We start from the raw sequence: 13,216 nt of genomic DNA on the forward strand, positions 1-13,216 counted from the left end.
ATGCAGAACCGACAGACCCCGCCGAGCGCGGCCCCCGAGCAGCACTTCGGCTCGACCCGCCTCCCCGCACCGACCACCCCGCCGAGGACCGCACGCGGCATCCTCTCCGCCCTGGGGATGACCGTCGTCGCGACGGCCGTCCTGGCCGGTGCGTCGCCGGCGAGTGCCGCCGAGATCCCCGGTGCGATCACCGCCGTGTCCATCGCGACGACGACCGAGGACGGCCAGTTCGATCGGAACCAGACCATCGAACTCCAGGCGGACTGGGCGGTCCCTGACGGAACCCCCGCCGGCAGCACCTTCGGACTGCAGCTGCCCGACGAACTCGTCGGCTTGGGCAGCGACTTCCCCCTGCTCACGGCCGACGGCGACACCGTCGCGCAGTGCATCGTCACGACAGCCGACAACCGCCTCGACTGCACGCTCACCGATTACGTGACGGGCCACCCGATCGCGATCGGCGGCACGCTCGGACTCTACGTGCGCTTGAGCGCCGACCTCGCGGGCGGCACCACGACGACGGTCGAGATCGTGATCGACGGCAGCGTGATCGAGCTGCCGGTCACCGTTCGCCCCGATGGCGGACCAGGTGAGCAGAGGCCGTACGACGGGCAGAGCTTCGCGAAGTACGGGTCACTGAGTGACGACGGCACGACGATCGGCTGGTGGCTCACGATCCCGTCGCCGGCAGAAGGCTGGGCGGAGGACACCGCGTTGACGCTGACGGACACGCTCGGCGCCGGACACTCGGTGGCCACGGGCGACGTCTGGCTGCTCGGTGCCGACACGTTGAACGAGGCCGGCACCGAGCCGGCCTGGGCCGATGTCGCGCCCGCCGACTACCAGGTCACCTCCACCGGTTCCCAGTTCACGCTGGACTTCGTGGCACGTGCCGGCTTCAGTTACGCCGTCTGGTACCAGACGCGCGTCGCGCCGGGGTCGACCGGTCCCTGGGAGAACCGTGCATCGTTGACGGGCCCGGGTGTCTCCGAGGAGCCGGTCACCTGGAACGTGGTCGCGCACGGCGGCGGTGGTACCGGAACGGGCACGACGCCGACCCCGAGCCCCACACCGACGCAGGAGCCGACTGAGGAGCCCACAACGACGCCGACACCGGAACCCACGGTCACGACGCCGTCCATTCCTCAGACGACGCCGACCACCTCGACGCCACAGCCAGCAGCTCCTGCCGCAGACGCGACGGGTGACGGCTCGCTCGCCAGCACCGGCTCGGAGTTCGTCGCACCCGCGATGCTCGGTGCGGCCGTCCTCCTGCTGCTCGGCATCGCCACGATGTTCGTCGCCCGGCGCCGCTGAGCAGGGTCGCCCGACCGACGATGCACCTCACTGCCCTCGCCAGGCTCCGTTCCCGGAGCCTGGCGAGGGCAGCGACGCGCCGCGCCGCGGCTAGCCGATCAGGCTCGGGCGCAGGTCGCGGAGCGTCCTCGCGTGCGTCATCCGCGTCACGCCGATCGCCGACAGGCACAGTGCGATCGCGAGCCAGGCGAGGAGGACGCCGGCGTCCTGCAAGGCGGCATCCATCCGCCCGCCGTACATCAGCTGTCTCATCCCATCGACGGCGTACGACATCGGCAGCACGTGGTGGAGTGCGGCGAGCGGTGCAGGCAGGGTCTGCCACGGGAACGTGCCGCCCGCGGTGACGAGCTGCATGACCATGAGCACGAGCCCGAGGAACTGCCCGACGCTGCCGAACCACACGTTGAGCGTCAGGATGATGGCGGCGAAGGTCAACGAGGCGAGTGCCATCATCCCGTAGGTGCCGAGCGGGTTGTGGACCTCGAAGTGCAGTGCACCGGCGAGGATGCCGAACAGCGCGACCATCTGGATGGTGCCGAGGATGCCGGGGGTGAGCCAGCCCGCGACGGTCACCTTGATCGGACTGTGGAGGGCGGTGATCGCGCGACGCGACACGGGCTTCACGATGAGGAACAGTGCGTAGATGCCGATCCAAGCGGCGAGGCTCACGAAGAACGGGGCGAGCCCGGCGCCGTACGTCCCTGCGCTGGTGACGGAGGAGTTCGTCAGCTTCACCGGGTCGGCGATGGTCTTCGCCTGGAGCTCCCGTGAGTCGGCAGTCGTCGCGGGGATCTTGTCGGCACCGTCCCGCAGGGTGACGATCCCGTCACGGAGGGTGCCGAGCCCGGTCTGCAGCGTGGTGAGACCGGTCTGCAGCGATGCAGCGCCGTCGGCGGCCTGCTGCGTCCCCGAGGCGAGCGCCGGCATCGCGTCGCTCAGCGTCCGAGCGCCGCCGGCGACCTGCTGGGCACCACTGTTCAACTGATCGACCTGCGACACGACGGTCTGGACCTTCGCGTTCGCGTTCGCGGCATCGTCGGCCACCGGGTCGAGGAGCGCGAGCACCTGCGCGATCTGCTCTGGCGTGAAGCCGTTCTCGGTGAGGGTCTGCGCGATCTGGGCGCGAGCCGTCGGCAGTGCATTGAGCAGCTGTTGCGCGGCAGCGCCGATCTCGTCGCCCTTGCCCGCGAGGGTCGCCGTGCCTGCCGCGACCTGCTCGGCTCCCGAAGCGAGCTGATCCGTCTGGGCCGGGAGGCTCGCGGTGCCTGCGGCGATCTGCGCGGTGCCGTCGGCCAGTGTCGCGGCACCCGCCTGTGCGGTGCCGGCGCCGTCGAAGGCCTGCTGCGCGCCGTCGGCCAGCTGGGTGGCACCCGAGGATGCATCGGTGAGGTTCGTCTTGATCGTGTCGAGCGCGATGAGGAAGCGCCCTGCGGCTTGGCGGTTGACCGTCTGCACGATGGTCGCCTTGATCTGCTTGACCGCCTGCTCACCGATGGTCGTCGCGAGGTAGCTGTTCGCATCGTTCGTCGTCAGATGCACCTGCGCCTGCTGGGGGTCGTCTCCCGATGCCGAAGTCAGAGAGGTGGAGAAGTCCGCTGGGATCGTCACGCTGAAGTCGAAGGTGCCATCGTTCACACCACGTGCGGCGTCGGAAGCGCTCACCTCGTGCCAGGCGAACGAACCGTCCTCGATGAGCTGTTCGGCGATGTCGTCGCCATAGTTGTCGGTGGCGCCGGTCGCGTCTCCGGTGTCGTCCGTCGCCGGGGCACCGGTGTCCTCGACGACGAGCGCGACGGGGACCTGGTCGAGCTTCGCGTACGGGTCCTGGTTCGCCCAGAGGTACAGGCCGCCGTACAGCAACGGCACGCACATCAGCGCGATCAGGGCGAGCCGCGACATGGGCGTCGCCCACAACCGTGACAATTCGGCGCGGATCATGGCGAAGATCTTCACAGGAGGTCCTTCTCGGGACGGGTGGTGCTGGGGTGGATGGCAGGAACGGCGTCGCGCTGCATCGATCGGGGAACATGGCCGGCGCGGATCATGGCGAAGATCTTCACAGGAGGTCCTTCTCGGGACGGGTGGTGCTGGACGGGACGGCAGGAGCGGTGTGGCGCACTGTGCGGCGCATCACGACCAGTCCTGCTGGAAGAGGGGGACGAGTTCGTCCGTGGCGTTCTCCGAGACGGGCTCGTCGGCGGTGGCGTTGATCGCCGTGGCGGAGGCGTCGCCGGCGATCACGAGGATGCCGTAGCCGCGCACGGCGAGCTTCCGAGCGATCGTCCACCATTCGAGCGGGTTGCCGCCGTGGCGGTCGGGGGAGACGAGGACGAGGGCGGTGACGCCCTCGCGGAGGATGGCGAGCTCCGTGAGGAGCCGCACCCGGTCGGTCGGGGCCACCGTCGAGATGGGCTGCTTCGACAGGTGTGAGAGGTCGAGCGAGTCGAGCAGCCGTGCCACGGCGAACGGATGGCTCGCGCGACCGGCGAACATGAGTTCCTCGGCGACGACGCCTGCGACGGCGACGCCGCTGGCTGGTTCTGACACGTCGGGAGCGTCGATGAGTGCGATGGAACGACGCATGGTGCGACGGTCTGCCGCCCCGTCGACGAGGACCGTGCCCGTGTCGGGCTGCATCCGACCGGACGCGATGAGGCCGAGGACCGTTGGCCGTTGCTCGGTCTCGGCGCGTGCGAAGGTCGCTTCACCGGTCCGGAAGGAGAGGGAGGTCGGTTCGAGGACGATGCCGCCCTTGCCCTTCGAGACCCCGTTGAGTTCAACGCGCATGGGAGGGCTCCTCATCGGTGGTGGTCGTCGTGGCGACGGCTGTGGCTTGGGAGGCGGCTCGGGTGATGGCGTCGGCTCGCTCGGCGACAGCCGTGGCGTCCTGCCAGGAGAGTCCGACGGCGCCGAGCGTTGCGAGCATGACGAGTCGGCGCCCGGCGCCGGTGGAGAGCTCGGAACGAGTGGCCTCCTCGAGGACGCCGACCGCCGTGCTCTCGACGAGACGGGCGAGGACACCCGCGTCGATGTCGGGGCGGATGGAGCCATTGGCGATGCCTGCCTCGACGGTGTGGAGCAGAAGCGTGCGGACGGGCTGCAGCGCGGCGGCCGTGACCGGGCGGAGCGGGCCGCGGACGGCGAGCGGTGCCATGATGCGGATGTGATCCACCCGTGCCCACAGGACGTCGCCGATGAGGGCGATCGTCGTGAGCGGATCCTCGCCACGGACGGCGGTGATCGAGGATGCGACGCGCTCGGCTCCGGCGACGACGACGGCGTTCACGAGTTCGTCGCGGTTGGCGAAATGCCCGTACACGGCGCGGCGGGTGAGGCCGGCGGTCGCGGCGATGGTCTCGAGGCTTGCGTCCGGGTCGCTGCGCAGCGCCGACTGAGCCGCTTCGAGGAGCGCGACGCGGTTCTCGGTGGCGTCCCGGCGCGGCGCGCGCGAGGCGGTCGAGGGCGGCATGGTGGTGGTCATGGAATCGATCGTACTATCTTGCACACGGCTGTGCAAGATAGTGATCGGAGATGCAGTGAGCTCCCAGCGACCGCTGTCAGCTTCCTCCCACGCCGCTTCCGGACAACGGAGCTATGGTTGAAGGATGACCGGTGAGAATCTGATGGGCGTCCCCCCGACACTGCTGCCGGACGACAGCGCGACCGATGCCGAGTTCCACGCGGCGATCGGATCCATCGAAGCGCTCGCCGAACTCCTCGCCGCGCACCCGCGCTCCTCGCTCGGCTGGGCACTCCTCGCCGACGCCGTCCACGACCCGCAGTCGCCCATCCCCGGCTACGCCGCGGCTCGCGTCGGATACCACCGCGGCCTCGACGCCCTCCGCGCCGCCGGCTGGCGCGGCCAGGGGCCCGTGCCGTGGTCGCACGCGCCGAACCGAGGCGTGCTGCGCTCGCTCTACGCGCTGCGCCGTTCAGCGAAGGCCATCGGCGAGACCGAGGAGGTCGAGCGACTCAACACCTTCCTCACGGAAGCCGACCCGACGGCGTCCGAAGAGATCGAGTACCTCATCGCCGCAGCGGCGCCGCCCACCTCGGCGATCGTCATCCTCGGCTCCGACTGACCACCGGGTCCGCCCGCTCACCGGGTTCCCGCTCGGTCGCCGAGCTTGTCGAGGTGCTACAGCCCGAGCGACTCCAGGTATGCGGCCGTGTCCTGCCAGCCGTGCACGGCGACCGACGGGACCCCGAGCGCGAGCACCGGGTAGTCGTTGCCACCCTCGTCGAGCCGGTCGCCCACGAACACCATCTCGGCCAGCGGGATACCCGTGTGCTCCTCGAGCCGCGTCATGCCGAACGCCTTGTCGACCCCGGCCATCGTGATGTCGACGGAGGTCGAACCGCCCGAGCGCACCTCGAGGTCGGGCAGGAGCGCCTGCACGGCCGCGCGCAGCGATTCCTTCTTGGCGCCGTCGGCGTCCCAAGAGGCCTTCTCGGCGACGGGTGCCGCCTGCCCGAGCGCGGAGAAGGTGATCTGCGAGCCGCGGTCCTCGAGGATCGGGCCCCACGTCTGCTCGGCCCAGAGGCCCAGCCGCTTGGCCTCCGTCTCGAGCGCGCCCATCGCTCGTGACTTCTGATCTTCGGTGAGGTCGTGCTTGTAGACGGTCGTCCAGCCCGTTCCGTCGTACCGGTCGTAGCGTGTGCCGCACGTGGGCATCAGGTGCAGGCGGCCGAGTGCGTCGGCGGAGGCTGCTCCGAGATGGTCGAGCACCTGGTTCTGGAACTGCACGATCTGACCGCCGGAGATGATGCACACCGAGGTGCGCTCCAGGAGGGCGACGAGCAGTTCGGCCATGCGCGGGTCGAGTGCGGATTTCGACTCGGCGAGGGTGTCGTCGAGATCGAAGGCGACGAGGCGTGGCAAGGAGGTCATGGAGTCCGTTCGGTCGGGCGACGATGTCACGGCGGTGATCGGCCTGGAATACCAGCCTCAGCCTGAGCGTCCTCTCATCGTACAGATCGGTCGACACCATCCGCTCCTCCCCTCCACAGCTCTCGATGCCGGTCACACGCCTCCGGTACGATGGACGAGTGCGTGCACGTGACGCCCGCCCGAAGAGGGTGGGCGTCCGGCCTGTCAGGGCGTCGGTTCCAGAGGACCCCGCCTGGCGCACGGGAATCCGGAAGGGGTGGCATCCAGATGCCAGCAATCGTGATCGTCGGCGCCCAGTGGGGCGACGAAGGCAAGGGGAAGGCCACCGACCTGCTCGGTGACCGCATCGACTACGTCGTGAAGTTCAACGGCGGCAACAACGCCGGGCACACGGTCGTCATCGGCGACGAGAAGTACGCACTCCACCTGTTGCCATCGGGCATCCTCACCGACGGCGTCGTACCCGTCATCTCCAACGGTGTCGTCATCGACATCGAGGTACTGTTCCACGAGCTCGAGGCGCTGCAGGCCCGCGGCATCGACGTCTCCCGTCTGCTCGTGAGCGCCAATGCGCACGTCATCACGCAGTACCACCGCACGATCGACAAGGTGACGGAGCGCTTCCTCGGCAAGCGACAGATCGGCACCACCGGCCGTGGGATCGGTCCGGCGTACGCCGACAAGATCAACCGCGTCGGCATCCGCATCCAGGACCTCTTCGACGAGAACATCCTGCGCCAGAAGGTCGAGGGCGCGCTCGACCAGAAGAACCACCTCCTCGTGAAGGTGTTCAACCGCCGCGCGATCACGGTCGACGAGATCGTGAACGACCTCCTCTCCTACGCCGAGCGACTGCGGCCGATGGTGTCCGACACCGCCCTCGTGCTGAACCAGGCGCTCGACGCCGGGAAGATCGTCCTCTTCGAGGGTGGTCAGGCCACGATGCTCGACGTCGATCACGGCACCTACCCGTTCGTCACCTCCTCCAACGCCACCTCGGGTGGAGCGGCCACCGGTTCCGGTGTCGCCCCGAACCGTCTCGAGCGCGTGATCGGCATCGTCAAGGCGTACACGACCCGTGTCGGCGCCGGTCCCTTCCCGACCGAGCTGTTCGACGAATCCGGCGACTACCTGCGCTCGAAGGGCTTCGAGTTCGGCACGACCACCGGCCGTCCGCGTCGTGTCGGCTGGTACGACGCCCCGATCGCCCGGTACTCGGCACGCATCAACGGTGTCACCGACTTCGTCCTCACCAAGCTCGACATCCTCGACGAGCTCGCCACCATCCCCGTGTGCGTCGCGTACGAGGTCGACGGCGTGCGCGTCGACGAGGTGCCGGTGTCGCAGAGCGACTTCCACCACGCCGTTCCCATCTACGAGGAGTTCCCCGGCTGGCAGGAGGACATCACCGGTGTTCGTCGCTTCGAGGACCTCCCGAAGAACGCGCAGGACTACGTGCTCGCGCTCGAGGCGATCAGCGGGTCGCGTATCTCCGCGATCGGTGTGGGGCCGGGCCGCGACGCCATCGTGGTGCGTCACGACCTCGTCGACTGAGGCGCGGCTCGGTGTCGTCGTGAGCGCGGTGCCCGGGTGAACGAGTGGGAGCAGCCGGCGTTGCCGGGCCTGCCTCCGGTGGAGGAACTCTCCACCGGCGACACCCGGCCTCGGGTGGCGAGTCGTGCCGCGCGGGATCCCGCCGCGCTCGACCCGCGTGTCCGGCGTGCGCTCGCGACCCTCGACGAAGACCCGGACCTCTCGCTCGTGACCCTGGCGAACGCGCTCGGGATCACGCGCGCCACGCTCATCCGGATCGTCCGCGAGGCCATCGGCATGTCCCCGAAGGACTACGCCGCAACCGTCCGCTCCCGCCCACCCTCCTGATGGTGGCTCCGGCCAGCGCGGTGCGCTGGTCCGAGCGCGGGGCATTGGCGCGAGCGCTAGTCTCCGGAGGGGCGCGCTCGCGCCAGTAGGGAGCGGCGGACGCTATTGGAGCGCGCTGGGTTCAGCGCACCGCGCTGGCGCAACACGACAGGGGAGGCTTGGACAGGTGTCGGTTAGACGACGCTGAAGCCCGCCGGCAGGGGATCTCGTCCGGTGAGGGCGAGCAGCACCCGCTCACCATCGCCACGGAGCGCAGCGATCCCGGCGGCCAAGGACGCGGCCTCCTCGACGAGCGCCGGCGGGATGGCGGCTTGCTGACCAGTAGCCCTCGCGATGTCGAGCGTGTGCACGACCAGCTCGAAGATCCGAGTGCGCAGATACTCGTCGAGGGGGATACCCATACCGCCGAGGGACACGATGCGACCGGGCTCCTGCGCTGTGATCGCCTCGATCGCGCGTCGGCGCAGCTCCGTGACGTGCCCGACCGGGTCCTCGCCGAGCGCCACGCCGGCGTCGACCCCGCGGAGCGCGATCGCCTCGGGATTCGTGTACGTCAGGTAGATCTGCCCGTAGTAGTCGGCCGCGCTCTCCATCGACACGGTGACCGGTGCATCGAGCTCGAGGTAGTCGATGACCGTGATGATCGCGCGGCTCGTATGCCCGACGAGGGAGCGGACGTCCCACACGCCGAGCCCGGGCTGCGTCCACTGCGGGGTCCGGATGGCTTCGATCGTGCTGATGAACGCACCGCAGGCCTGGTCGTATCGCGCGAGCTGGGTCATGCTCCATCGTGGCACGGCGCTCGGCGCGGGGGAATGCCCGTTCACGATCGGCCGCCCGAACCGTCGTCGTCACCGCGCCGCTCGGCGGGTGCGCACCGCGAGCCGAGCGCAGGTGGGAGACTGTGGAGGTGAGCGACGACAACCCCTACCTCCTGCTCGGCTCGTACACCGAAGAGGCCGACGGCACCGGTGCCGGCATCAGCCTCCTCCGGCAGGACGACTCTGGAACCCTCCGCCTCGTGCAGGCCTCCGAGGCGCAGTCGCCGTCGTTCATCACCCTGCACCCAACGCTCCCGATCGTCTACGCGGCGAGCGAGTCGACCGGCGCCGTCGAAGCCTTCAGACGCTCGGGCGAGTTCGGCCTGGCACCGTTCGGCAAGCCCATCGAGGCCGGCGACTCCGTCTGCCACGTGATGAGCGTGCCAGGGGGCGCGGCACTCATCGCGAGTTGTTACGGCGACGGCCGTGTCGTCTCAGTGCCGCTCGCGGAGAACGCCGCATTCGGCGGAGACCCGAGACTCGGAGAAGCGTCGGTCGACCCCTGGGCGTCGCCCACCGCGCTCGACGCCGAGGCGGCAGACGCCGGCGAGGACGCGCTCACCCTGCTCGCCCTCGAGGCCGCTGTCGGTGAGGCCCTGCCGTCGAGGCCGTCTCGAGCCCACGCCTCCGCCCTCTTGCCCGACGGCCGCATCGCGACGACGGATCTCGGCCATGACTCGGTCCGGATCTGGCAACTGCGCGGCACCCGGCTCGTGCTCGACCACACGGTCGTCTTCCCGCGCGGAACTGGTCCGCGCCACCTGGTCGTGCACCCGAGCGGGCACCTCCACGTCATCACGGAGTACTCGGTCGAGGTGTTCACGCTCGGTATCGACGGAACCGATGGCCACTGGCACCTGCTGTCGGCGGTCGTCGCGCCGTCGGAAGGGGTGTCGGAGGGTGACACCGGGGCGGAGATTAGCCTCGCCGCATCGCGCGAGCAGCTGCACGTCGGGGTCCGCGGGAGCAACCGGATCGCGACGCTGCGGGTGCTCGGAGACGGTTCCCGCGTCGAGGGCGTCGCCGATGTCGAGAGCGGCGGTTCGTGGCCGCGGCATCACCTCGAGTCCGGGCGGTTCCTGCACGTGGCGAATCAGCTGTCCGACGACATCGCGAGCTTCCGTCTCGATGAGCGCACCGGTGTCCCGACGAGCTTCCTCGGCACCCTCGACGCTGGCTCGCCCACCTGTCTCGTCCTGGCGTGAGTCGTCGCAGCACGTGCGGGGGCGAGGAGGAGCGGATACGGTGGAGGGGTGACCGCACGACGCCCTGAACCCAAGCCGATCGACGGCCGGACCATCCGCCTCGAACCCCTCGATCGCGCGCACTTCTCGGAGCTCTTCACGGCGATCGCGCACCCCGAGGTCTTCGCCGGCGGGTACGGCGGCGGAATCGAGGCGCTCCCGACCACGCAGTCGGAGTTCGACGTCTTCGCCCAGGCGTACTTCTTCACGGGGTTCAGGAACACGTATGTGGTCCGGCTCGTCGGCGGCGACCACGACGGACTGCTCGTCGGCACCTCCACCCTTGGCGACTTCGACGAGGCCGGGGAGGCTGCCCACCTCGGCTGGACCGCCTACGACCCACGTGTCTGGGGCACCGCTGTGAACGCCGAGGCGAAGCTCCTGCTCCTCGGCCTGGCCTTCGACGCCGGGTTCGGCCGCGTGAAGATCCAGGCCGACGAGCGCAATGAGCGCTCCCGTACGGCGATCCTGCGTCTCGGGGCGACGTTCGAGGGGCTGGTCCGGCGCGACAAGCGACGCGCGGACGGCACCTGGCGCACTACAGCGCTCTTCTCGGTCATCGCCGACGAGTGGCCCGAGGTGCGCTCCGGCCTCGAGGAGCGCCTCGCCCGGACGCCCGGCCCGGTAGCGCTCCGCAACTGAGTCAAAACGCGATTTCCAGAATTCAGGGAAATCCGGACTGTCGCGGGAGGGATGTCCGTTTCCCGCCAGCGCATGCGGCGTGTCCGTTGCCCGCGACGAACAATCCCTGAATTCTGAATAGGGCACGGAAGGGGTGAGACGGGCGCGGGGCGGACAGTGTTCACCTGTGGGACACCGGGCAGCCGCGATCGCGTTACGCGGCGACCCTAGCTTGTCCTCCAGACGACGGACGCGGTACCACTCAGCCCGACAGCACGGGCGACCGCCGACGTCACTGGAGGAACCGTGAACACCAGGCGCATGACCGCCCTCGCCATCGTCGCGCTCGCAGCGACGGCGCTCACCGCATGCTCGGCCGAGGCGGATACCGCTGGCGGCTCGAGCGTGGACGCGGCAGCCGCGACGTCCGCAGAGGACTTCGGTGGCCTCGACGCCCTGGTGACCGCCGCCCAGGCCGAGGGCGAGCTCAACGTCATCGCGCTCCCCGAGAACTGGGCGAACTACGGCGCGATCATCACCGCGTTCGAGGAGAAGTACGACATCACGGTCAACTCGGCCGACCCTGACGTCTCGAGCGCCGAAGAGATCACGGCTGCCCAGAACCAGAAGGGCCAGGACACCGCTCCCGACGTCTTCGACCTCGGTTCTGCCGTCGCCCTCGCCAACCTCGACCAGTTCGCGCCGTACCAGGTGGAGAACTGGGACGAGATCCCCGCCGACTACAAGGAGAAGACGGGGCTCTGGGTGAACGACTACACCGGCCTCGTCTCGATCGGGTATGACGCCGACGCAGTCAGCGCCCCCAAGTCCATCGACGACCTGCTCGGTTCCGACTACGCCGGCAACGTCGCGCTGAACGGCGACCCGACCCAGGCCGGAGCAGCTGCAGCCGGTGTGTACATGGCAGCCCTGCAGTCGGGTGGTGACGCCTCCGACATCCAGCCCGGCATCGACTTCTTCCAGAAGCTGAACGCCGCCGGCAACTTCCTGCCGCTCGACCCGACCCCGGCGACCATCGCCTCGGGTGAGACCCCGGTCGTCATCGACTGGAGCTACAACAACCTCGCAGCGGCGACCGAGAACGAGGGTCAGCGCAACTGGAAGACGACCATCCTCCCGGGTACGGCCGTCGGCAGCTACTACAACCAGGCCGTGAACGTGGACGCACCGCACCCCGCGGCCGCACGCCTCTGGCAGGAGTTCATCTTCAGCGCCGACGCGCAGAACCTGTACCTCGCCGCCGGTGCGTACCCGGTGACGCTGGCCGCGATGGTCGACGCGGGAACCGTCGACCAGGACGCCCTCGACACCGTCGGTGAGATGCCCGCTGACCTCGTGCAGTTCACGCCGGAGCAGACCGAGCAGGCGACCGCGCTGCTCGCCGAGAAGTGGGCGGCAGCGATCTCCTGATGAGCGTTCCCGCCACCGGGCGGAGCGGGGTCGGCAGTCGCCGGCCCCGCCGTCTCGCTTCCCGCCGCCAGCCCCTCGGAGGGTTCGATCGTCTCAGGGACCTCGCACGCGCCATCCGCCCGCCCGCGTCGGCGCCCGAGCTGGGCACTCCTCGGGCTCACCCCGTTCGCGGCGTACACCATCCTCTTCCTCGCGGTGCCGACGGTCCTCGCGCTCGCCACGGGTTTCTTCGATGGTGACGGCGCCTTCACACTCGACAACCTCACCGCACTCGGCGAACCCGCCGTGCTCGGAGCGTTCGTCAGCTCGTTCTGGGTCTCAGCGGTCACCGCGGTCGCCGGAGCCGTGATCGGTTCGCTCGTCTGTTACGCCCTGCTCGCGGTGCGGCCCGACGGTGTCGTCCGGACGATCGTCGACGCCGCCTCCAGTGTGCTCGCGCAGTTCGGTGGGGTCATGCTCGCCTTCGCGTTCATCGCGACGATCGGTATCCAAGGGCTCGTCACCGTGTTCCTCAAGGACCGACTCGGCGTCGACATCTTCGCGGACGGCGTGTGGCTGTACCAGGTCCCGGGGCTCCTCCTGCCGTACCTGTACTTCCAGGTGCCACTCATGGTGATCACCTTCATGCCTGCGATGGAGGGCCTGAAGCGCACGTGGTCGGAGGCGAACGCGACGCTCGGCGGCACCCGCTTCACCTACTGGACGCGTATCGCGATGCCGGTACTGGCCCCCTCCTTCTTCGGTTCGCTGCTGCTGCTGTTCGCGAACGCGTTCTCCAGCTACGCGACAGCCGCAGCCCTCATCAGCCAGGGTGCGCAGATCGTGCCGCTGCAGATCCGCGGTGCGCTCATCAGCGAGACCGTGCTCGGCCGTGAGAACCTCGCCGGATCGCTCGCGATCGGGATGATCATCGTCATGGTCGTCATGATGACTGGATACTCCGCGCTGCAGGCCCGCACGGAACGGTGGCAGCGATGAGCGCGACGACGATGACTGGGCGGTGCGAGACG

General features: G+C 69.3%; 13 protein-coding genes. 8 read left to right on the plus strand and 5 right to left on the minus strand.

Going from position 1 to position 13,216, the window contains the following annotated elements; all coding sequences use genetic code 11:
- Positions 1 to 1,317, plus strand: coding sequence for an Ig-like domain-containing protein (locus tag ABMA10_RS06350; protein ID WP_347866997.1), 1,317 nt, complete (start codon positions 1 to 3; stop codon positions 1,315 to 1,317).
- Positions 1,318 to 1,407: 90 nt separating this feature from the next.
- On the opposite strand, the gene ABMA10_RS06355 is transcribed toward ABMA10_RS06350, so the two are convergent.
- The 3 genes from ABMA10_RS06355 to ABMA10_RS06365 all read right to left on the minus strand — a co-directional run bounded on the left by ABMA10_RS06355 (position 1,408) and on the right by ABMA10_RS06365 (position 4,798).
- Entirely contained in the window at positions 1,408 to 3,270 is a 1,863-nt protein-coding gene (locus tag ABMA10_RS06355) for a YhgE/Pip family protein (protein ID WP_347866996.1), read from the minus strand.
- Between the two features lie 177 nt (positions 3,271 to 3,447).
- Positions 3,448 to 4,104, minus strand: coding sequence for a hypothetical protein (locus ABMA10_RS06360; RefSeq protein ID WP_347866995.1), 657 nt, complete (start codon positions 4,102 to 4,104; stop codon positions 3,448 to 3,450).
- Complete coding sequence (locus ABMA10_RS06365; protein ID WP_347866994.1) at positions 4,094 to 4,798, minus strand: TetR/AcrR family transcriptional regulator; 705 nt, start codon at positions 4,796 to 4,798, stop codon at positions 4,094 to 4,096. The genes ABMA10_RS06360 and ABMA10_RS06365 overlap by 11 nt, the downstream gene beginning before the upstream one ends.
- Positions 4,799 to 4,922: 124 nt before the next feature.
- Here ABMA10_RS06365 and ABMA10_RS06370 point away from each other — a divergent pair, with 124 nt between their 5' ends.
- The gene (locus ABMA10_RS06370; RefSeq protein WP_347866993.1) at positions 4,923 to 5,399 is read left to right on the plus strand and encodes a DUF3151 domain-containing protein; all 477 of its coding nucleotides are present in this window, start codon (positions 4,923 to 4,925) and stop codon (positions 5,397 to 5,399) included.
- Positions 5,400 to 5,455: 56 nt separating this feature from the next.
- On the opposite strand, the gene ABMA10_RS06375 is transcribed toward ABMA10_RS06370, so the two are convergent.
- Complete coding sequence (locus ABMA10_RS06375; RefSeq protein ID WP_347866992.1) at positions 5,456 to 6,208, minus strand: HAD-IIB family hydrolase; 753 nt, start codon at positions 6,206 to 6,208, stop codon at positions 5,456 to 5,458.
- 267 nt (positions 6,209 to 6,475) lie between these two features.
- Between ABMA10_RS06375 and ABMA10_RS06380 the strand changes: the two genes are divergently transcribed.
- On the plus strand, positions 6,476 to 7,762 hold the full coding sequence (locus ABMA10_RS06380; RefSeq protein WP_347866991.1) for an adenylosuccinate synthase: 1,287 nt from the start codon (positions 6,476 to 6,478) through the stop codon (positions 7,760 to 7,762).
- Positions 7,763 to 7,798: 36 nt separating this feature from the next.
- Positions 7,799 to 8,089: a winged helix-turn-helix transcriptional regulator gene (locus tag ABMA10_RS06385; protein ID WP_347866990.1), complete on the plus strand. Its 291-nt coding sequence runs from the start codon at positions 7,799 to 7,801 to the stop codon at positions 8,087 to 8,089.
- A 173-nt stretch (positions 8,090 to 8,262) separates the two neighbouring features.
- On the opposite strand, the gene ABMA10_RS06390 is transcribed toward ABMA10_RS06385, so the two are convergent.
- Entirely contained in the window at positions 8,263 to 8,871 is a 609-nt protein-coding gene (locus tag ABMA10_RS06390) for a maleylpyruvate isomerase family mycothiol-dependent enzyme (RefSeq protein ID WP_347866989.1), read from the minus strand.
- 128 nt (positions 8,872 to 8,999) lie between these two features.
- Between ABMA10_RS06390 and ABMA10_RS06395 the strand changes: the two genes are divergently transcribed.
- From ABMA10_RS06395 to ABMA10_RS06410, 4 genes are all read left to right on the plus strand, one after another.
- A complete protein-coding gene (locus ABMA10_RS06395; protein ID WP_347866988.1) occupies positions 9,000 to 10,115 on the plus strand; it encodes a lactonase family protein in 1,116 nt (371 codons plus the stop codon).
- A gap of 48 nt (positions 10,116 to 10,163) precedes the next feature.
- Entirely contained in the window at positions 10,164 to 10,796 is a 633-nt protein-coding gene (locus ABMA10_RS06400) for a GNAT family N-acetyltransferase (protein ID WP_347866987.1), read from the plus strand.
- A 300-nt stretch (positions 10,797 to 11,096) separates the two neighbouring features.
- Positions 11,097 to 12,206: an ABC transporter substrate-binding protein gene (locus tag ABMA10_RS06405; protein ID WP_347867047.1), complete on the plus strand. Its 1,110-nt coding sequence runs from the start codon at positions 11,097 to 11,099 to the stop codon at positions 12,204 to 12,206.
- A gap of 87 nt (positions 12,207 to 12,293) precedes the next feature.
- Positions 12,294 to 13,184 (plus strand): ABC transporter permease, encoded by an 891-nt coding sequence (locus ABMA10_RS06410; RefSeq protein ID WP_347867046.1) that lies wholly within the window; start codon positions 12,294 to 12,296, stop codon positions 13,182 to 13,184.
- Positions 13,185 to 13,216 lie beyond the last annotated feature (32 nt).

Origin of the sequence: Plantibacter sp. RU18, from assembly GCF_050613355.1 — a bacterium.
Classification (GTDB): Bacteria; Actinomycetota; Actinomycetes; order Actinomycetales; family Microbacteriaceae; genus Plantibacter.

What these genes read in the sequence shown, in the direction of transcription:
- ABMA10_RS06370 (WP_347866993.1), top strand. Translation starts at nt 4,923, where the DNA reads ATGACCGGTGAGAATCTGATGGGCGTCCCCCCGACACTGCTGCCGGAC.
- ABMA10_RS06350 (WP_347866997.1), top strand. Translation starts at nt 1, where the DNA reads ATGCAGAACCGACAGACCCCGCCGAGCGCGGCCCCCGAGCAGCACTTC.
- ABMA10_RS06375 (WP_347866992.1), bottom strand. Translation starts at nt 6,208, where the DNA reads ATGACCTCCTTGCCACGCCTCGTCGCCTTCGATCTCGACGACACCCTC.
- ABMA10_RS06360 (WP_347866995.1), bottom strand. Translation starts at nt 4,104, where the DNA reads ATGCGCGTTGAACTCAACGGGGTCTCGAAGGGCAAGGGCGGCATCGTC.
- ABMA10_RS06405 (WP_347867047.1), top strand. Translation starts at nt 11,097, where the DNA reads ATGACCGCCCTCGCCATCGTCGCGCTCGCAGCGACGGCGCTCACCGCA.
- ABMA10_RS06390 (WP_347866989.1), bottom strand. Translation starts at nt 8,871, where the DNA reads ATGACCCAGCTCGCGCGATACGACCAGGCCTGCGGTGCGTTCATCAGC.
- ABMA10_RS06380 (WP_347866991.1), top strand. Translation starts at nt 6,476, where the DNA reads ATGCCAGCAATCGTGATCGTCGGCGCCCAGTGGGGCGACGAAGGCAAG.
- ABMA10_RS06365 (WP_347866994.1), bottom strand. Translation starts at nt 4,798, where the DNA reads ATGACCACCACCATGCCGCCCTCGACCGCCTCGCGCGCGCCGCGCCGG.